A 16,568-nucleotide genomic window follows, 5' to 3' on the forward strand; every position below is an offset into this window, starting at 1 on the left:
GATGAGGCGATGAAGCGTTTCCCGGCATCCGTCTACTCCCTCGGCGAGGAGCCCGATCCGCGCTTTTCGCTCGCCAACGAACGGACGTTCCTGGCGTGGACGCGGACCGGACTCGCCCTGATCGCCGGTGGTGTGGCGCTCGAGGTCCTCGGCCTCGACCTTCACCCCGGATTCCGGCTCGCCGCGTCGCTGCTGCTCATGATCGCGGGGACCGCGGTCGCACCGCTCGCCTGGTGGGAGTGGATGCGGGCGGAGCGGGCGCTACGCCAATCGCGGCCACTTCCGGGCGCGTTCTCCGCCGTGGTCCTCGCCGTGGTCGTCGTCCTGGTCGGACTGCTCGTGCTGGCCGGCGTCCTGTGGCGCTGACAGAGCCCCGGTCGTGAGAAGACGTCCGGCCGCGGAGCCCGACCGCCTGTACGATCCCGGGTTGCAGCCCGAACGCACGGAGCTCGCCTGGCGCCGCACGGCCCTCGCGATCGCCGTCGGGTCCCTGATCTCCCTGCGGATCCTGCCGTTGGTCCTCCCCGCCGGCGCCGGGGCCTGGGGGCTCGCTCCCGGCGCGATCGGACTGGGGACCGCGTGCCTGCTCTGGTTCGCCGCACGTCGCCGCCAACGGCGGGTCACCGCCGTGTTGACGGGCGCCGCAGCGGGTCTCCCTCCGGGCGGCGGGCTGCTCCTCGTCCTGACGGTGTTCGGCACCGGCTTCGGCGTCGTCGCCCTCGCTCTCGTGGCGATCGCTCTGGGCGCGAACAGCCCGGTCTGACCGCAACGGATCGACAGGGCGAGCGGCTGATGTCGGCGACCCCTCAGACACCGACCTCAGCCGCTCACCGGATCAGTCGGCGACCGCCAGAACCGCCTGTCCGACGGCGCGCAGCACGGTCGGATCGTGCGGCGAGCGCTCACCGGGCACGTAGCGCACGCGGTGCAGCTCGCCGCCCCGGAACGGGAACGAGCGATGCTGCTCGTGCAGCTCCCAGTCGACCGGGCCACCGAAGTCGTACCCCACGCTGATGCCCGTGAACGGTGACATTCCGATGAGCATGGGCACGCTGTCGATCACCGCCGCGCGGTCGCCGTCCACCTCGACCGTCAGGCTCCAGCGCAGTCCGGGGTGCTCGTCGACGCGCAGCACGATCCGGTGCTCCCCCGGAGACAGCTGCGCTCCGCGGGCACGGTGCATCGCGCCGTAGGCGTTGTAGGCGACGAGAGGCGCCCCGTGGTCCAGGGCGAGCAGGTAACCGCCGCCCTGATCGCCGTGGGCCACGATCACGCCTGCCGCGTCGGCCTCGGTCGTGAGGTCGACCTCGACCGCGAAGGAGCGGAGGACCGTGAGCTTCGCCGAACGGAAGCGCTCCAGAGGAGGACGGAAGGGCACCAGGTCGATCGCCGCGGAGAGCGGTTCCTCGGTGTCGGGGCGCAGGCGGAACAGCGCGCCGTCGTCATCGAGGGGGAACACGGTGTTGCGCCAGGCTTCCGCGTGCCAGCGTGCCGCCATCGCCGCGACGCGTTCGGGGTGATCGGCGGAGACGTCCTCGGTCTCGGTCGGGTCGGACGCGAGGTCGTAGAGTTCCCAGACGCCGCCCGCGGGGCCCTCGTCCTTCGTCGGGGGCACGGTCGAGAGGGCCTTCCACGTCCCGTCGACGAGGGCCCGTCGTCCCACGCACTCGAAGTACTGGTCCTCCCGGCCCGGCGCGGTGGGGTGGGCGAGCACGTCGACGACGCTCCCGCCGTCCATCTCGAGTGCCGGTCGGCCGCGCCGCTGGTCCAGGGACGGCACGCCGCACAGTTCCAGGATCGTCGGTGCGAGGTCCGAGACGAACACGAACTGGTCGCGCAGACCGCCCGCCATCGGGGCGTCCGGCCACGAGATGATCAGCGGAGCGTGGACGCCGCCCTCGTACGTCGTGGCCTTGAACGAGCGGAACGGCGTGTTGGACACCCGCGCCCATCCGGTCGGGTACTGGCCGAACACGCGCGGACCGCCGAGGTCCTCCAGTGGACGCGGCACGTCGGTGATCCACCCCTCGGGCATCGCACCGTTCGCGCCGAACTGGGCGAAGTAGCTCCGGGTTCCGGTCGGTCCCCCCTCGGCCGTCCCTCCGTTGTCGCTGGCGAGCACGACGATCGTGTTCTCGCGCTCGCCGCTGCGGTCGAGTCGATCGAGCAGTCGCCCCACACTCTGGTCGATCTCGTCCACGGCCGCGGCGTACACCTCCATGTGTCGGGCGAACAACCGTCTCTCCTCGACCGAGAGGTCGTCCCACACGGGGATCCGGTCGCCGTCGGCGATCGCCTCCCCGGGGAGCTCCGCGTGATCGGGGACGATGCCGCGCGCACGCTGGCGGGCGAACCGCTCGGCCCGCAGGGCGTTCCACCCGGCCTCGTAGCGGCCGCGGTACTTCTCGATGTCGGCGTCCTTCGCCTGGATGGGCCCGTGCACGGAGGTGTGCGCGTAGTACAGGAAGAAGGGCTTGTCCGGATCGTTCACCCGCAGGTCGTCGATCATGCCGATGGCGCGGTCGGTCAACTCGTCCGTGAGGAAGAAGCCCTCGGGGTACTCGCGGAGGTCGACGACGGAGTTGTCGTGCACCAGCCGATGCGGATGGTGCAGCGACGTGAAGCCGTCCATGCTCCCGAAATACCGGTCGAATCCGCGCTGCAGCGGCCACGTGCTCCGGTCGGCACCGTCGTGCAGGCGCGATTCGAGCGTGAGATGCCACTTCCCGACCATGAAGGTCGCGTACCCCCCGGCGCGCAGCGACTCCGCCAGTGTCGGCGCGTCCTCGGGGAGCTCGCAGCTGAATCCCGGATAGCCGGGGTCGATGTGCGCGACGAAGCCGAAGCCGGCCCGGTGCGGGTTCAGCCCGGTGAGCAGTGCCGCCCGGGCTGGCGAGCACATCGGCGCGGTGCGGTAGTTCGTGAACACCCACCCCTCGTCGGCGAGACCGTCGATGCGCGGTGTCTCGATCTCGCTCCCGAACGGCCCGAGGTCGCTGAAACCGAGGTCGTCGATCAGCATCACGATCACGTTGGGCGCCTTCGGCCCGGGTCGCTGCGGCTCCGGCCACCAGGGCTCGGACTCGGAGGTGAATTCCGCCGCGTGCCCCGCGAAGCTCTCATAGCCGCGCGCCTCCGTCGGCATCGACATCTAGCCCGCCTTCCGGATCAGGCCGAAGATCTGCGTGCGCAGCTCCGCGAACGCCGGAAGCGCCCGCGTCGTCAGCTGGTCGCGCGGGGCCCCGAAGTCGATCTCGACGATCTCGGTCACCTTCGCCGGGCGCTCCCCCAGCACCACGACTCGGTCCGACAGGTAGACGGCCTCGTCGATGTCGTGCGTGACGACCACGATCGTCATCCCGAACTGCTCGCGGATGCGCAGGCAGAGGTCCTCCAGCTCGAACCGCGTCTGCGCATCGACCGAGGCGAACGGCTCATCCATCACGAGCACCTCGGGCCGATAGGCGATGGCACGCGCGATCGCGACGCGCTGCTGCATGCCACCGGACAACTGCCACGGGAACTTGGACTCGGCCCCGGAGAGCCCGACCGCGGTGAGCGCGGAGGCGACCCGCTCCTCGCGTTCCGCACCCGGCAGGTGCAGGTGCTTGAGCGGCAACCGCACGTTCTTCTCGACGGTGAGCCAGGGCATCAGCGACCGGGTGTACTCCTGGAACACGAGCGCCATCTCCTCGGGCGGGCCCTCGATGACGTTCCCGTCGATCGCCGCACTGCCCGCCGTGATGCTCTGCAACCCGGTGAGACACTTCAGCAACGTGGTCTTGCCGATGCCGGACGGCCCGACGATGCAGCACACCTCGCCCACGCGCACATCGAAGGTGAGGTCGGCGATCACGGGGACGAGACCGTTCTTCGTCGGATAGGACTTCGCGAGCCCGCGCACACTGAGCCGGACGGGGGTCTGTTCGATGGTGGTCATGCGTTCTTCTCCTGTTGCTGGGAGGCGATGTACCAGCGCAGCACGCGGCGCCGGAAGAGGGTGAACACGGCGGTGGCCGCGTAGCCGATGATCCCGAGGACGAGGATGCCCGCCCACATGTCGGGGATCGCGAAGGACTGCTGGGCGAGCAGGGTCGCGGCACCGAGTCCGGTGGACGACCCCAGCATCTCGCTGGCGATCATGACCACGAACGCGGTGATGAGACTGACCTGCATCCCGGAGAGGATGCGCGGGCCCGCCGCGGGCAGCACCACGGAGAACAGCCGCTCCGGTCCACTCAGTCGGTAGACGCGACTCACCATCTCGAGCGTCGGCTCGCCGGCGCGCACACCGTCGATCGTCGAGATGAGGATGGGGAAGACGGCGGCGAGGGTGATCGACAGGATCCGGGTCTCGTTGCCGAACCCGATGAGCGACACGAAGATCGGCACGAGCGCCACCGGCGGGATCGCACGGAAGAAGTGGATGGTCGGCTCGACCAACCAGCTCAGCGGACGGATCAGTCCGAGCACCAGGCCGAGCAGCACGCCGATCACGGTCGCCAGCAGGAAGGAGACCACGAGATTCCCGACCGACGAGGCGACGTCCACCAGGAAGGCGGGCGTCTGCACGAGCTGCCACAGCCGCTGCAGGATCACCTGGAGCGGCGGGAAGAAGGCGTTGGTGGAAGCGGCGGAGACGAACCACCACAGCGCCAGCAGCAGCACCGGGACCGCGATCTCGGCGCCGACGAGGACGCCGCGGGGAAGCGCGCCCTGCCCGCGACGGCGCGCGAGACGTGCAGGGGTCTGGATCGAGGTGGTGAGCGTCATCAGAGGACCTGCTTCCGGTATTGCGGATGCCAGTGCAGCAGTCGCCGCTCGCCCCATTGACTGAGTCCCTGGACGAGGAGTCCCAGGGTGCCCAGGATGAGCACGTAGGCGAAGAGCTGGGCCTGGTTGCCGGAGATCTGAGAGAGCAGCAGGCTCTGTCCGAGCCCGGGACCGCCACCGAGGAGTCCGGCGACGACGGCCACGACGAGCGAGGTCGGCGCGGCGACGCGGATCGCGGTTCCGATGTAGGGCAGTGCGCTGGGGAGCACGATGCGCCCCAGGATCTCGGCGCGCCCCATGCCGTACGACCGCCCCGTCGCCCGTGCGACCGGGTCCGTGTCGAAGACGCCGGCGGAGGACTGGACGGCGATCGCGATGAAGCAGCCGAAGAACACCAGGAAGATCCCCATGGCCTGTGTGGGGCCGAGCACGAGGACCACGATCGGCAGGATGACGATCGGCGGGATGGGCTTGAGGAACTCCAGCGGCACGCGGGTCGCGTGCATCGCCAGCGGTGAGGTGCCGATGGCCACCCCGAGCACGACGCCGATGACGATGGCGAGCAGGAGCCCGGTCAACGCCATCGTCAGCGTGTCGCCGACGGCCGTCCAGGTGGCCGGGGTCCCGAGCAGGCGCACGGCCTCACCGATCGCCTCGGTCGCCGCCGGGAGCGGTGACCCGGCGAGCGGCCCCGTCGTCGCCGACCACTCCCAGAGCGCCAGCGCCGAGACGACGCCGACGGCCCCGATCAGCGGAGGAAGGAGCGTGGAACGGATCATGGTGGTCACTCGACTCCGACGATGACGCCCTCGAGGTCGACCGGTGCAGGCAGGTACCCGAGGGCGACGAGCTTCTCGTTGACCCGGTCGAGGTCGATCGGAGCGACCTCCGCGGGCCAGAAGGGCAGCTTCACGTCGTCGACGCTCAGGGTCGAGCCGGTGGCGTCGATGCCGGCCTGGATGGCTTCCTCCGGGTGCTCGTTCGCGTAGGCGTTGCTCTTCGCCACGGCACGCTGGAACCCGGCGATCGCATCCGCCTTCGCGGCGATCGTGCTGTCACCGGCCGTCCAGAGCCCGACGGCGCCTTCTTCGAAGAATCCGACCGACGGCGCGGCGAGGAAGACGGCACCGGCGGCCTCCGCCTCGCCCGTGAACGGGCTGACGAGACCCGCTGCATCGACGTTGCCGCTCTGGAGCGCGGCCACGGCGGAGGTGAAGTCCAGGACGACCCACTCCACGGAGGCGGGGTCGACGCCTTCCCGGTCGAGCGTGTCGGAGATGACGACCTCGAGCTGCGCCTTGCGCGCGGGCACCGCGATGGTCGCCCCTTCCAGATCGGCGACCGAGGTGATGCCGCTCGCGGCGGACGCATACAGTCCGGTGTCGTCCATCGAGGCCGGGTCGTCCCCCTCCGCGGCCCCGCCCACGAAACCGTCGGCCGGGGCGATGACCTTCAACGGGACGCCGCTGGAGAGGGCGTTGAGCAGCGGGATGCTCGGCGCGTACGCCACGTCGACCTGTCCGCTCTGGGCCGCAGCGAGGCCGGCGGGCGGGTTCGCCACGACCGAGGTCTCGAGCGCGATCCCCTCCTCCTCGAAGAACCCCTGCTCCTGACCGACGATCAGGGCGCCGTCGGAGACGAGGCCGATCGTCGCCACTTTGAGCGTCGTCAGCTCACCGTCGCCACCCGATGGCGAGGAGGCGGGTGCAGACGTGCAGGCGGCGAGGGCGAGCACGCCGGCCGCCACGGCGACTCCGGATGCCCGACGTGCGAGACGTGTGACGTTCATGAGAACTCCTCTGCGAGTTAGTCACCAGTTGGTGATTTTAAAGATCGTACTCGTGCCTTGCTTTTGATTGATTACGATCGGGTTACATTAGTCACCAGATGGTGACTAAAAACAGCAAACAGATATTTTGAGATGTGAGGGGGAAACAGCATGCCGAAGATCGTCGACCATGAGGAGCGGCGCACGCACATCGCGGACGCTGCGACGCAGGTGATCATCCGGGTGGGGTTCGACAGCCTCACGATGCGGGAGATCGCCACGGAAGCGGGCTACGCCCACGGCGCGATCGCGCGATACTTCCCCGACAAGAGAAGCATCCTCACCGCCGCGTTCCTGCGCCTGTACACGCTCGCGAACGACCGCATCCACGCCCGCATCGAAGGCGTGCGCGGGCTGGAGGCACTCGAACGGATCTGCCGCGAGATCCTCCCGTACAGCCCGAACGGACCGCTGTACGCCAAGGTGGTGATCGCCTTCTGGGACCACGCGTCGCAGGATGACGAGGTCACCCGCATCCACCGGGTGAACAACCTGCACTGGCGCGATCTGTTCCGCCAGTGCCTGATTGAGGCGCGGGACGACGGCGAGCTCGCCGACGACGTCGACATCGAGACCGCGGTCAACGAGATCGCCTCGCGCAACGCGGGCTGGCAGATGATCTCGGTGCTGATGCCGGATTCGGCGGGTGACGGCCGGCTGAACGACGGACTCGACGCCCTGCTGTCGACGCTCCGCCACCCTTCCCCTCCACGCCCGAGCTGAGCGGTCGACGCCCCCGCTCCTCGTCGACACCCCGTGCTGCAGGCGACCGCAACCGGGGGTCTCGACGATGAGCGGGGGTCTCGACATCGCCCTCAGCCTTCCAGGAAGAACTGGGCGCCGCGTTCGCCGATCATCGCGGCGGGGGCGTTCGTGTTGCCGGTGGGCACGGTCGGCATCACCGAGGCATCGATCACCCGCAGCCCCGCGACACCGTGGACGCGCAACCGGGGATCGACGACAGCCTCGGGGTCCGTCCCCATGCGGCACGTGCCGACCTGGTGGTGGTAGGTGATGGCGGTGCGTCGCACCCAGTCCTCGACGCCGGAGTCCGACACCTCGGGCCCGGGGTAGACCTCGACCGCACCCCAGTCCTCGGCGAGTGCCGGGCGTGCTCCGATCCGACGCGCCTGCCGCACGGAGGCGGCGAGGGAGGCCACATCGCGATCGTCTTCGAGCGCCGCCAGGTCGATCTCCGGAAGGTCGGCGAGCCCCGGGCCGGAGAGCCGGAGGGCTCCGCGGCTGTGCGGCGTCACCAGCCCGGCCATCAGGGTGAACCCGTCGTCGCCGCGCGGCTCGAGCTCCCCCCACATGGGAACGGAGAAGTGGATCGGCTGGGTGTCGGGCTCCGCGAGGTCGTCGCGGCTGCGCCAGAAGAGGTGGCTCTGCGTGACCGACACCCCGGCCTGCGGAGGCCCGACCGGACGCCCCGTCGTGAAGATCACCGGTGAGAGCAGATGGTCGTGCAGGTTCTGCCCGACCCCGGGCGAGTCCTGCACGACCGGAATGCCGAGCGCGGTGAGGTCGGCCGCGGGACCGATTCCCGAACGGAGCAGGATCACGGGCGAGCCGATCGCGCCGGCTGCGAGGATCACCTCGTCGGCGAGGACCTCCTCGGACCCCTCCCCCTCCCCCAGCTGCACGCCGACCGCCCTTCCGTCCCGGACGATCACCGAGTGCACCTCGCGTCCGGTGAGGATCGTCAGCCGATCGGCGATGGGCTGCGCGTAGGCCGTCCAGGTGTTCACCCGGCGACCGTCGTGCATGGTCACCTGCTCTTGCGAGACCCCGTCGAGCGTGCCGCCGTTGTAGTCCGGATTGCGCGGAAGCCCCTCCTGCACCGCAGCATCGATGATCGAGGCCTGGATCGGCGAGAGCGCGTAGTCGTCGGTCACCGGGAGGAGGTCGTTCTCGATCGCGTCGTACACGGGTTCGACGTCGGCCCAGCTCCACCCGGTCGCACCTCCGCGTTCCCAGGCGTCGTAGTCGGACGCCGCGCCTCGCACCCAGATCATCGCGTTCAACGCGTGCGATCCCCCGGTGACCTTGCCGCGGGGCAGGTGCAGCCGGCGGCCGCCCGCGTGCTCCTGCGGCACGGTGAAGTAGTCCCAGTCCTCCGCGGAATGCCAGAGCTCGCCCGCCCGGGAGGGGTCGTGGATGGCCGGGTTGGTGTCGTATCCGCCGGCCTCGACCAGGGTCACCGCGACACCGGCATCCACGAGGCGACGCGCGACGATCGATCCCGAGGTTCCTGCTCCGACGACGATGGCAGAGCGCACGGGTCAGCCCTTCCGGCCGGGTCCCGACACGACCTGGGTCACGGCGACGGACTTGAGTCCCTCGACCCCGAACTCCAGCCCGTAGCCCGAGCTCTTCACTCCACCGAACGGCACCATCGGGTGCAGCCCGCCGTGGGAGTTGATCCACACCGTGCCGGACTGCATCCGCGAGGCCGCCTCCCGTGCCGCCTCGGGGTCGCTCGACCAGACGGAGGCGCCGAGCCCCGCGTCCAGGGCGTTCGCCCAGGTGAAGGCCTCGTCCACGTCGGTGTAGCGGATCACCGGGAGCGCGGGACCGAACTGCTCCTCCTGCACCAGTGCCGCGTCATTGTCGATGTCGGCGACGATGGTGGGCCGGTAGAAGAGCTCGCCCAGCTCAGGGGCGGACTCGCCACCGGTGACGATGCGGGCGCCGCGGCTCTTCGCATCGTCGACCAAGCGGCTGACGATGTCGAACTGGGCGCGGTTCTGCAGCGGACCCAGGACGTTGTTCTCGTCGAGCCCGTTCCCCATCGGCACCGATCCGGCGATGGCGGCGAGCGCGGCGACGACCTCGTCGTAGACCGAGTCGTGAACGTACAGGCGCTTCATCGCGGCGCAGGTCTGCCCGGTGTTGATGAACGCGCCCCAGAAGAGGTCTTCCGCGATCGCTGCCGGGTCGGTGCCCGGGAGCACGATGCCGGCGTCGTTGCCACCGAGCTCGAGCGTCAGGCGCGCCAGGTTGCCGGCGGAGCTCTCGATGATGCGACGCCCGGTCGCGGTCGAGCCGGTGAACATGATCTTGGCGATGTCGGGGTGCGAGGCGAGCCGGGCGCCGACCTCACGGTCGCCGGAGACGCCGATCAGGACATCCGCGGGCAGCACGTCGTTGATCACCGCGATCATCGCGAGCACGCTCAACGGCGTGTACTCGCTCGGCTTCGCCACGACGGTGTTGCCCATCCGCAGGGAGGGCCCGATCTGCCAGACCGTGATCATGAGCGGCCAGTTCCACGGGCCGATGGCACCGACGACGCCGGCTGCCTTGTAGACGAGCTCGGCATGCAGCGTCTCGTCGTCGACCAGGATCTGCGGCTCGATCGTCGTCGTGGCGTTCGTGCGCAGCCAGGCGGAGCAGGCTCCGAGCTCGAAGCGGGCGTTCGGGCCGTTCAGCGGCTTCCCCTGCTCGCGCGAGAGCAGGTACGCCAGTCCCTCGGCATTCGCGTCGATGGCGTCGGCCGCGGCGAGGAGCAGCGCGCTGCGCTCCTCGTGCCCGAGGGCCTCCCACGCCGGCTGGGCCGCCTTCGCACGAGCGATCGCTGCGTCGAGGTCGTCGACCGTGGCGACGGGTGCACGACCGATGACCTCCCGGGTCGCGGCATCCGGGATCTCCCGGCCTGCGCCTTCCGGCGCCTGGATGCGGTCGAGCAGCGCAGCGGCTGCGGAAGCGGCGGAATCGGACATCGGGGACTCTCCTTCGAGCGTGACGCGGGCCAGCGACGGTCGAGAAGCTGGTCGTCCTCTCATTCTCGACCGGCGTTCCTCCCGGCACTTGTCGCGGAGCGCGCCGCAGATGTCCGAGTGCGAAGGATGCCGTGCCCCCGCGCCTGCCCCGCACCTGTCCCGCACGAAGGAGAACCCACGCCCTGAAGGAAGACTCACGCCCTGAAGGAAAACTCACACCCTGAAGGAGAACTCACACCCTGAAGGAAAACTCACACCCTGAAGGAAAACTCACACCCTGAAGGAAAACTCACACCCTGAAGGAAAACTCACACCCTGAAGGAAAACTCACACCCTGAAGGAAAACTCACACCCTGAAGGAAAACTCACGCTTTGAAGGAAAACTCACGCTTTGAAGGAAAACTCACGCTTTGAAGGAGCATCCACGGGATTCAGTCCTTCGAAACGTGAGTTCTCCTTCATTTCGGGCGGGGCGGACCCGGGCGGGGCGGACCGGGCGGCACGAAAACGGATCCGGGCGGCACGGACATGCGAGATACGCTCAGGCCCGCGGGTAGTCCTCGAAGATCAGTGTTGTCCTGGTCGAACGGATCGACGGGATCGCCTGGATGTCCTCCAGCACGATGCGGCGCAGATCGCGGGCATCGTTGGCCCGAACGAGCAGGATCACGTCGAAGTCGCCGCCGACCAACGCCATGTGCTCGATCTCGGGGATCGCGCGCAGCCGCTCACTCACCGCCTGCCAGGTGGCCTGCTCGATGGCGAGCGTGACGTACGCACTCGCGTGGTGCCCGAGGAGGACGGGATCGGTGCGCACCGAGTACCCGATGATCACCCCCGCGTCGGTGAGCCGTTTGATCCGCGCATGCGCGCCGGCGCGCGAGATGTGCACGGCGTCCGCGATCGCCGTCATCGAGGAGCGCGCATCGCGGCGCAGTTCCTCGAGGATCGCTCGATCCGTGTCGTCCAACGCGATCATGTGACCCCTTCCGCCGGCCGGAGAATCCTGACACTTCGTTCAAGAATGCCTTATTCGATGCGATTTCATCCAGGATTCAGCGAACGATCTTGGATGACTGTCGCACGCGGAGGCATGCTGTCTCCAACGAGTTCGGCAAGGAGGGCGAACGCATGCTGCACACCGACCTGCTCCCGCGAGACACCGCGGTGCAACTGATCGACGAGAACGGCACCCCCATCGCGGACGCGCCCTACCCGCTCCCCGACGGCGAGACCCTTCTGGCCGCCTACCGCGGACTCGTCGAGGGACGACGGATCAACGATCAGGCCGGCGCGCTCGTGCGCCAGGGGCGTCTCGCCGTCTACCCCTCTTCCCAAGGCCAGGAAGCATGCCAGGTCGGCGCCGCGATGGTCCTCGGAGCCGAGGACTGGCTGTTCCCGACGTACCGCGATTCGGTCGCCGTCATCGCCCGCGGGGTCGAACCCGCTGACGCGCTCGTGCTCCTCAAGGGTGACTGGCACTCGGGGTACGACGTCCGCGCCCACCGCGTCGCGCCTCAGGCGACCCCGTTGGCGACCCAGCTGCTGCACGCGGTCGGCTTCGCGCAGGCCGCGAAGCATCGGGGAGAGGAGACCGTGGTGCTCGCCCTCTGCGGCGACGGGGCCACGAGCGAGGGCGACTTCCACGAAGCCATGAACTTCGCGGCCGTGTTCCACGTCCCGGTCGTGTTCTTCGTGCAGAACAACGAGTTCGCCATCTCCGTCCCGCTCTCCCGGCAGACCGCCGCCCCCTCTCTCGCGCACAAGGCGATCGGCTACGGGATGCCCGGCCAGCGGGTCGACGGAAACGACGTCGCCGCGGTGCTGGCCGTGCTCGGCGAGGCCGTGGAGCGAGCCCGCACCGGCGGAGGCCCCTCGCTCGTCGAGGCTCACACGTACCGGATGCAGGCGCACACCAATGCCGACGACGACACCCGCTACCGCGAGCGGGCCGAGGTCCAGGCCTGGGTCGCCCGCGATCCCCTCACCCGCTTGCGCGCGCACCTCACCGCCACGGGCGCTCTCGACGCGGACGCCGAGGAGCGCTTCGCCGCCGGCGCCGAGGAGATCGCGACCGCCATGCGCGCCGCCCTGAACACCGACGCCGAGCTCGACCCCGAAGACCTGTTCCGCCACGTGACCGCGACCCGATCGCCACAGTTGGACGAGCAGTGGCACCTGCTGCGCGACGAGATCGAACGCTCACGGCTCGCCGACGCGGACACCGCAACGAACGGAGGCCACCGATGACCATCGCGCAGGACGACACCACGACGCACAGCGACGTCGGGACGACGACCACCATGACGATGGCTGCCGCCCTCAATCGTGCTCTCGCCGATGCGATCGAGTCCGATCCGGACGTAGTGGTCTTCGGCGAGGACGTGGGAGCGCTCGGCGGTGTCTTCCGCATCACCGACGGCCTCACGGCCCGCTACGGCGAGGATCGCTGCTTCGACACCCCCCTCGCGGAATCCGGCATCGTGGGAACCGCCGTCGGCATGGCGATGAACGGCCTGCACCCCGTCGTCGAGTTGCAGTTCGACGCGTTCGCGCTCCCCGCGTTCGAGCAGATCGTCAGCCATGTCGCCAAGCTCGGGAACCGCACGCGCGGTGGCCTGCGGATGCCGCTGGTGATCCGCATTCCGTTCGGCGGCGGCATCGGCGGCGTCGAGCACCACTGCGACTCCTCCGAGGCGTACTACGCGCACACCCCCGGTCTCACGGTCGTCAGTCCCGCCACGCCGCAGGACGCGTACTCGTTGCTGCGCGCGGCCATCTCCTCGCCCGACCCCGTGATCTTCCTGGAACCGAAGAAGCTCTACTGGGCCAAGGGCGAGGTCGACACCGCGCAGACCGCCCGGCTCGGCACCGCGCGTGTCGCCCGGGCCGGGACGGACGTGACACTCCTCGCCTACGGCTCCTCCGTCCCCCTCGCGCTCGAGGTCGCCGAGGTCGCCGCCACGGAAGGACGCAGTGTGCAGGTCGTCGACGTCCGCTCGCTCTCCCCCTTCGACGACGCGACCGTCACCGCGGCCGTGAAGTCCACGGGCCGCGCCGTGGTCATCGCCGAAGCCCCGGGCTATGTGAGCGTCGCATCCGAGATCCAGGCGCGCGTGTTCGAGCGCTGCTTCGAGTATCTCGCCGCCCCCGTGCGCAGGGTCACCGGCTTCGACACCCCCTATGCGCCGCCGAAGTTCGAGCACTGGTATCTGCCCGACGTCGACCGCGTGCTCGATGCGATCGACACGCTGCACTGGGAGGACGAGGCATGAGCACCCCGACGACGTCCGCGCAGGCCACTCACGTGTTCCGCCTGCCCGACCTGGGCGAGGGACTGACCGAGGCGGGCCTCGTGCAGTGGCTCGTCGCGGTCGGCGACACGATCGTCACCGACCAGCCCATCGCCGAGGTGGAGACGGCCAAGAGCGTCGTCGAGTTGCCGTCCCCGTTCGCCGGTGTCGTGACCGCACTGCACGGCACGGTCGGCGACACGATCGACGTCGGCGCCCCGGTGCTCGAGGTCGTCGACCCGGTAGCCGCCCCGCACGCCGACGACGTCTCCGCCCCCGAGGAACAGGAGACCACTCCGACGGAGATCGAGCACGAGGCGTACCGGGAGGAGGAGCGCGCCGGCTCGGGCAACGTCCTGATCGGCTACGGCACCACGGCCCGCGCTGCGAAGGGGCGGCGCCGTCCGTCCGCCGCGGCCACGCCGACTCCGCCCGCTCCCCCCGCCCCCGAGCGCACGACGCCGGAGTCTGCGCGCGACCGTCGCCCGGTCGCGGTCCGGTCACCGCTCGTGCGCCGACTCGCCCGGGATCTGGGACTCGACGTGCACGCGATCACCGCGACCGGTCCGGACGGGGCGATCACCCGCGCGGACGTGCTGCAGGCCGCGGTCGAGAACGCCGTGGACGGCGCCGCCGCACATCACCGCGTGACCACCGGGAGCGACGAGACCGTCGACGGACTGGGCGTGGTGTCGCGCGAGCGGATGTCGCCCCTTCGTCGAGCCGTCAGCGCCACGCTCACCCGCAGCCGGTCCGAGATTCCCGAGGCGACCGTCTGGGTCGATGTCGATGCGACGGAGCTGTGGGACCTCCGTGCACGGATGGCGCCGGAGGGAGGCAGAGCCCCGTCGGTGACGGCCCTGCTCGCGCGCTTCGTCCTGCTCGCGCTCGAAGACTTCCCCGTGCTGGCATCGCGGCTCAGCGAGAGCGGCGAGGAGGTGATCTTGTTCGACGGCGTGAACCTCGGCATCGCGGCGGACACCGAGCGCGGCCTGCTGGTGCCCGTCCTCCCGCGGGCGCACGCGCTGACCGTGGATCAGCTCGACACCGCTCTGCGAGAGCTCGCCGCCACGGCCAGAGCCGGATCGATGCCGCCGGAGCGCCTGCGCGGTTCGACCTTCACCCTCAACAACTACGGCGGCCTCGGCGTCGACGGCTCGGCCGCGATCATCAACCACCCGGACGTCGCGATCCTCGGCATCGGCCGGATCATCGAGCGCCCGTGGGTCGTGGAGGGTGCGATCGTCGTCCGGCGCGTCGCGCAGCTGTCGCTCGTGTTCGACCACCGCGTGTGCGATGGCGGATACGCCGCAGGGTTCCTGCGCCGCGTGACCGAGCTCATCGAGCATCCGCTGCGCGCCTACGGGAGGATCTGACCCGAATACCGCTTCCCCTACACGGCGGCGGCTCCGATGCGATACGCTCGGCGATTAACTGACCGACCATTCGGTCATGAATGCTCGACGGCACCCGGCCGTCGAACCCGAATCGCAGAACAACGGAGTTCGCATGACGACAGCAGTTTCCGGTCCCACTCAGAAGAGCAGGATGCCCGCCGAAGAACGGCGAGTACTCGCCGGCACCCTCGTCGGGACGTCGATCGAGTGGTACGACTTCTTCATCTACGCGCAGGCCGCGGGGCTGGTGCTCGCTCCCCTCTTCCTCGCCCCCATCGCGGAGTCCAGTCCCGGCTTCGCACAGGTGCTCTCTTTCGCCACGATCGGCATCTCCTTCCTCTTCCGCCCCCTGGGCGCCATCGTCGCGGGGCATCTCGGTGACAAGCTCGGCCGCAAGAAGATGCTCGTCTTCACCCTCATCATGATGGGACTGTCGACCTCGCTGATCGGCGTCCTCCCCACCTACGCGGCGATCGGCGTCGCTGCGCCGATCCTGCTGATCCTGCTCCGCATCCTGCAGGGCTTCTCCGCGGGCGGCGAGTGGGGCGGCGCAGCCCTGATGGCCGTCGAGCACGCTCCGCGCGGACGTCGCGGGCTGTTCGGCGCCTTCCCGCAGATCGGCGTGCCGGTCGGCATGATCCTCGCGACCTTCACGCTGTGGGTGCTCACGAGCTCGATGTCCCCCGAGGCGTTCCTCGAGTGGGGCTGGCGCATCCCCTTCCTGCTGTCGATCGTGTTGATCGGAGTCGGGTACGTCATCCGCCGCGCCGTCGATGAGAGCCCGATCTTCGAAGACCTGGTGCGTCGCCGCAAGGAGGCCTCCGCGCCGCTCGGCCGGCTGTTCCGCCAGAACACGAAGCAGGTCATCCTCACCGCCGTCATCTTCATCGCGAACAATGCCGCCGGCTACCTGCTGATCGCGTTCTTCGCCACCTACGCGGTCACGGCGCTCGGCATGGACCGACCTCCGGTGCTGCTGGCGACGACACTCGCCTCGTTCGGCTGGCTCATCTTCACCCTGTGGGGCGGGCACCTCTCCGATCGGCTCGGTCGGATCCGCACCTTCCAGATCGGCTACGTGGCGCTCGCTCTGTGGGCGGTCCCGATGTGGTTCCTGATCGACACCGCGAACATCCTCTGGTACTTCGTGGCGCTCTTCGTGATGACGTTCGCGCTCGGCCTCTCCTACGGTCCGCAGGCGGCGCTGTACGCCGAGATGTTCCCGGCGAACGTGCGGTACTCGGGCGTCTCGATCGGGTACGCGCTCGGCGCCATCCTCGGTGGGGCGTTCGCGCCGATGATCGCCGAGGCCCTGTTGAACCAGTTCCAGGCGGCATGGACGATCGGCGTCTACATCGCCGTGGCATCCGTGATCTCGCTCATCGGGGTGTCCTTGGTGAAGGAGACCAAGGGCATCGATCTGTCGGTCTGACCACGGATCGGCCCGCCGGCATCGCGGCGGACTCCGCGCCTGTGCCATAATTACCATACGATCGGTCAGTAATTCACTGGCCGATCGTATGGCACGGCCAGCACCGAGACGACGCAGTCAGGA

15 protein-coding genes are annotated in these 16,568 nt (G+C 69.4%); 7 read left to right on the forward strand and 8 right to left on the reverse strand.

Annotated elements, in window-relative coordinates; genetic code table 11:
* Positions 1-9 precede the first annotated feature (9 nt).
* Positions 10-366: a YidH family protein gene (locus tag KV397_RS11680; RefSeq protein ID WP_047521713.1), complete on the forward strand. Its 357-nt coding sequence runs from the start codon at positions 10-12 to the stop codon at positions 364-366.
* Positions 367-379: 13 nt separating this feature from the next.
* Positions 380-763, forward strand: coding sequence for a DUF202 domain-containing protein (locus KV397_RS11685; protein WP_227991460.1), 384 nt, complete (start codon positions 380-382; stop codon positions 761-763).
* A gap of 72 nt (positions 764-835) precedes the next feature.
* On the opposite strand, the gene KV397_RS11690 is transcribed toward KV397_RS11685, so the two are convergent.
* The 5 genes from KV397_RS11690 to KV397_RS11710 are packed head-to-tail and all read right to left on the reverse strand — an operon-like array spanning position 836 to position 6,562.
* Positions 836-3,151: an arylsulfatase gene (locus KV397_RS11690; protein WP_261811332.1), complete on the reverse strand. Its 2,316-nt coding sequence runs from the start codon at positions 3,149-3,151 to the stop codon at positions 836-838.
* Positions 3,152-3,940, reverse strand: a complete 789-nt coding sequence (locus tag KV397_RS11695; RefSeq protein ID WP_131493793.1) for an ABC transporter ATP-binding protein — start codon at positions 3,938-3,940, stop codon at positions 3,152-3,154.
* Complete coding sequence (locus KV397_RS11700; RefSeq protein WP_153243746.1) at positions 3,937-4,773, reverse strand: ABC transporter permease; 837 nt, start codon at positions 4,771-4,773, stop codon at positions 3,937-3,939. The genes KV397_RS11695 and KV397_RS11700 overlap by 4 nt, the downstream gene beginning before the upstream one ends.
* Positions 4,773-5,552 carry an ABC transporter permease gene (locus tag KV397_RS11705; protein WP_194239194.1) on the reverse strand — a complete coding sequence of 260 codons (780 nt, stop codon included), beginning with the start codon at positions 5,550-5,552 and terminating at the stop codon, positions 4,773-4,775. The genes KV397_RS11700 and KV397_RS11705 overlap by 1 nt, the downstream gene beginning before the upstream one ends.
* A gap of 5 nt (positions 5,553-5,557) precedes the next feature.
* Positions 5,558-6,562, reverse strand: a complete 1,005-nt coding sequence (locus tag KV397_RS11710; protein ID WP_261811333.1) for an ABC transporter substrate-binding protein — start codon at positions 6,560-6,562, stop codon at positions 5,558-5,560.
* Between the two features lie 150 nt (positions 6,563-6,712).
* Between KV397_RS11710 and KV397_RS11715 the strand changes: the two genes are divergently transcribed.
* Positions 6,713-7,324, forward strand: coding sequence for a TetR/AcrR family transcriptional regulator (locus KV397_RS11715; protein ID WP_261811334.1), 612 nt, complete (start codon positions 6,713-6,715; stop codon positions 7,322-7,324).
* A gap of 92 nt (positions 7,325-7,416) precedes the next feature.
* On the opposite strand, the gene KV397_RS11720 is transcribed toward KV397_RS11715, so the two are convergent.
* From KV397_RS11720 to KV397_RS11730, 3 genes are all read right to left on the reverse strand, one after another.
* Positions 7,417-8,880, reverse strand: coding sequence for a GMC family oxidoreductase (locus KV397_RS11720; RefSeq protein WP_232762315.1), 1,464 nt, complete (start codon positions 8,878-8,880; stop codon positions 7,417-7,419).
* Positions 8,881-8,883: 3 nt separating this feature from the next.
* Positions 8,884-10,323, reverse strand: a complete 1,440-nt coding sequence (locus KV397_RS11725) for an aldehyde dehydrogenase family protein (protein WP_194239193.1) — start codon at positions 10,321-10,323, stop codon at positions 8,884-8,886.
* 541 nt (positions 10,324-10,864) lie between these two features.
* Positions 10,865-11,302, reverse strand: coding sequence for an Lrp/AsnC family transcriptional regulator (locus KV397_RS11730; RefSeq protein ID WP_194239192.1), 438 nt, complete (start codon positions 11,300-11,302; stop codon positions 10,865-10,867).
* Positions 11,303-11,454: 152 nt separating this feature from the next.
* Between KV397_RS11730 and pdhA the strand changes: the two genes are divergently transcribed.
* From pdhA to KV397_RS11750, 4 genes are all read left to right on the forward strand, one after another.
* Positions 11,455-12,573, forward strand: a complete 1,119-nt coding sequence (gene pdhA / locus KV397_RS11735) for a pyruvate dehydrogenase (acetyl-transferring) E1 component subunit alpha (protein WP_131493801.1) — start codon at positions 11,455-11,457, stop codon at positions 12,571-12,573.
* Entirely contained in the window at positions 12,570-13,598 is a 1,029-nt protein-coding gene (locus KV397_RS11740) for an alpha-ketoacid dehydrogenase subunit beta (protein WP_194239191.1), read from the forward strand. Before pdhA ends, KV397_RS11740 begins: the two co-directional genes overlap by 4 nt.
* Positions 13,595-14,992 carry a dihydrolipoamide acetyltransferase family protein gene (locus tag KV397_RS11745; protein WP_261811335.1) on the forward strand — a complete coding sequence of 466 codons (1,398 nt, stop codon included), beginning with the start codon at positions 13,595-13,597 and terminating at the stop codon, positions 14,990-14,992. Before KV397_RS11740 ends, KV397_RS11745 begins: the two co-directional genes overlap by 4 nt.
* 133 nt (positions 14,993-15,125) lie before the next feature.
* Complete coding sequence (locus KV397_RS11750) at positions 15,126-16,445, forward strand: MFS transporter (protein WP_047521704.1); 1,320 nt, start codon at positions 15,126-15,128, stop codon at positions 16,443-16,445.
* Positions 16,446-16,568: the final 123 nt, after the last annotated feature.

Source organism: Microbacterium aurugineum (assembly GCF_023101205.1).
GTDB lineage: Bacteria > Actinomycetota > Actinomycetes > Actinomycetales > Microbacteriaceae > Microbacterium > Microbacterium aurugineum.

Coding starts and splice junctions, on each gene's coding strand:
- KV397_RS11690 (WP_261811332.1), bottom strand. CDS start 3,151: ATGTCGATGCCGACGGAGGCGCGCGGCTATGAGAGCTTCGCGGGGCAC.
- KV397_RS11750 (WP_047521704.1), top strand. CDS start 15,126: ATGACGACAGCAGTTTCCGGTCCCACTCAGAAGAGCAGGATGCCCGCC.
- KV397_RS11730 (WP_194239192.1), bottom strand. CDS start 11,302: ATGATCGCGTTGGACGACACGGATCGAGCGATCCTCGAGGAACTGCGC.
- KV397_RS11740 (WP_194239191.1), top strand. CDS start 12,570: ATGACCATCGCGCAGGACGACACCACGACGCACAGCGACGTCGGGACG.
- KV397_RS11745 (WP_261811335.1), top strand. CDS start 13,595: ATGAGCACCCCGACGACGTCCGCGCAGGCCACTCACGTGTTCCGCCTG.
- KV397_RS11715 (WP_261811334.1), top strand. CDS start 6,713: ATGCCGAAGATCGTCGACCATGAGGAGCGGCGCACGCACATCGCGGAC.
- KV397_RS11680 (WP_047521713.1), top strand. CDS start 10: ATGAAGCGTTTCCCGGCATCCGTCTACTCCCTCGGCGAGGAGCCCGAT.
- KV397_RS11705 (WP_194239194.1), bottom strand. CDS start 5,552: ATGATCCGTTCCACGCTCCTTCCTCCGCTGATCGGGGCCGTCGGCGTC.
- KV397_RS11695 (WP_131493793.1), bottom strand. CDS start 3,940: ATGACCACCATCGAACAGACCCCCGTCCGGCTCAGTGTGCGCGGGCTC.
- pdhA (WP_131493801.1), top strand. CDS start 11,455: ATGCTGCACACCGACCTGCTCCCGCGAGACACCGCGGTGCAACTGATC.
- KV397_RS11725 (WP_194239193.1), bottom strand. CDS start 10,323: ATGTCCGATTCCGCCGCTTCCGCAGCCGCTGCGCTGCTCGACCGCATC.
- KV397_RS11710 (WP_261811333.1), bottom strand. CDS start 6,562: ATGAACGTCACACGTCTCGCACGTCGGGCATCCGGAGTCGCCGTGGCG.
- KV397_RS11700 (WP_153243746.1), bottom strand. CDS start 4,773: ATGACGCTCACCACCTCGATCCAGACCCCTGCACGTCTCGCGCGCCGT.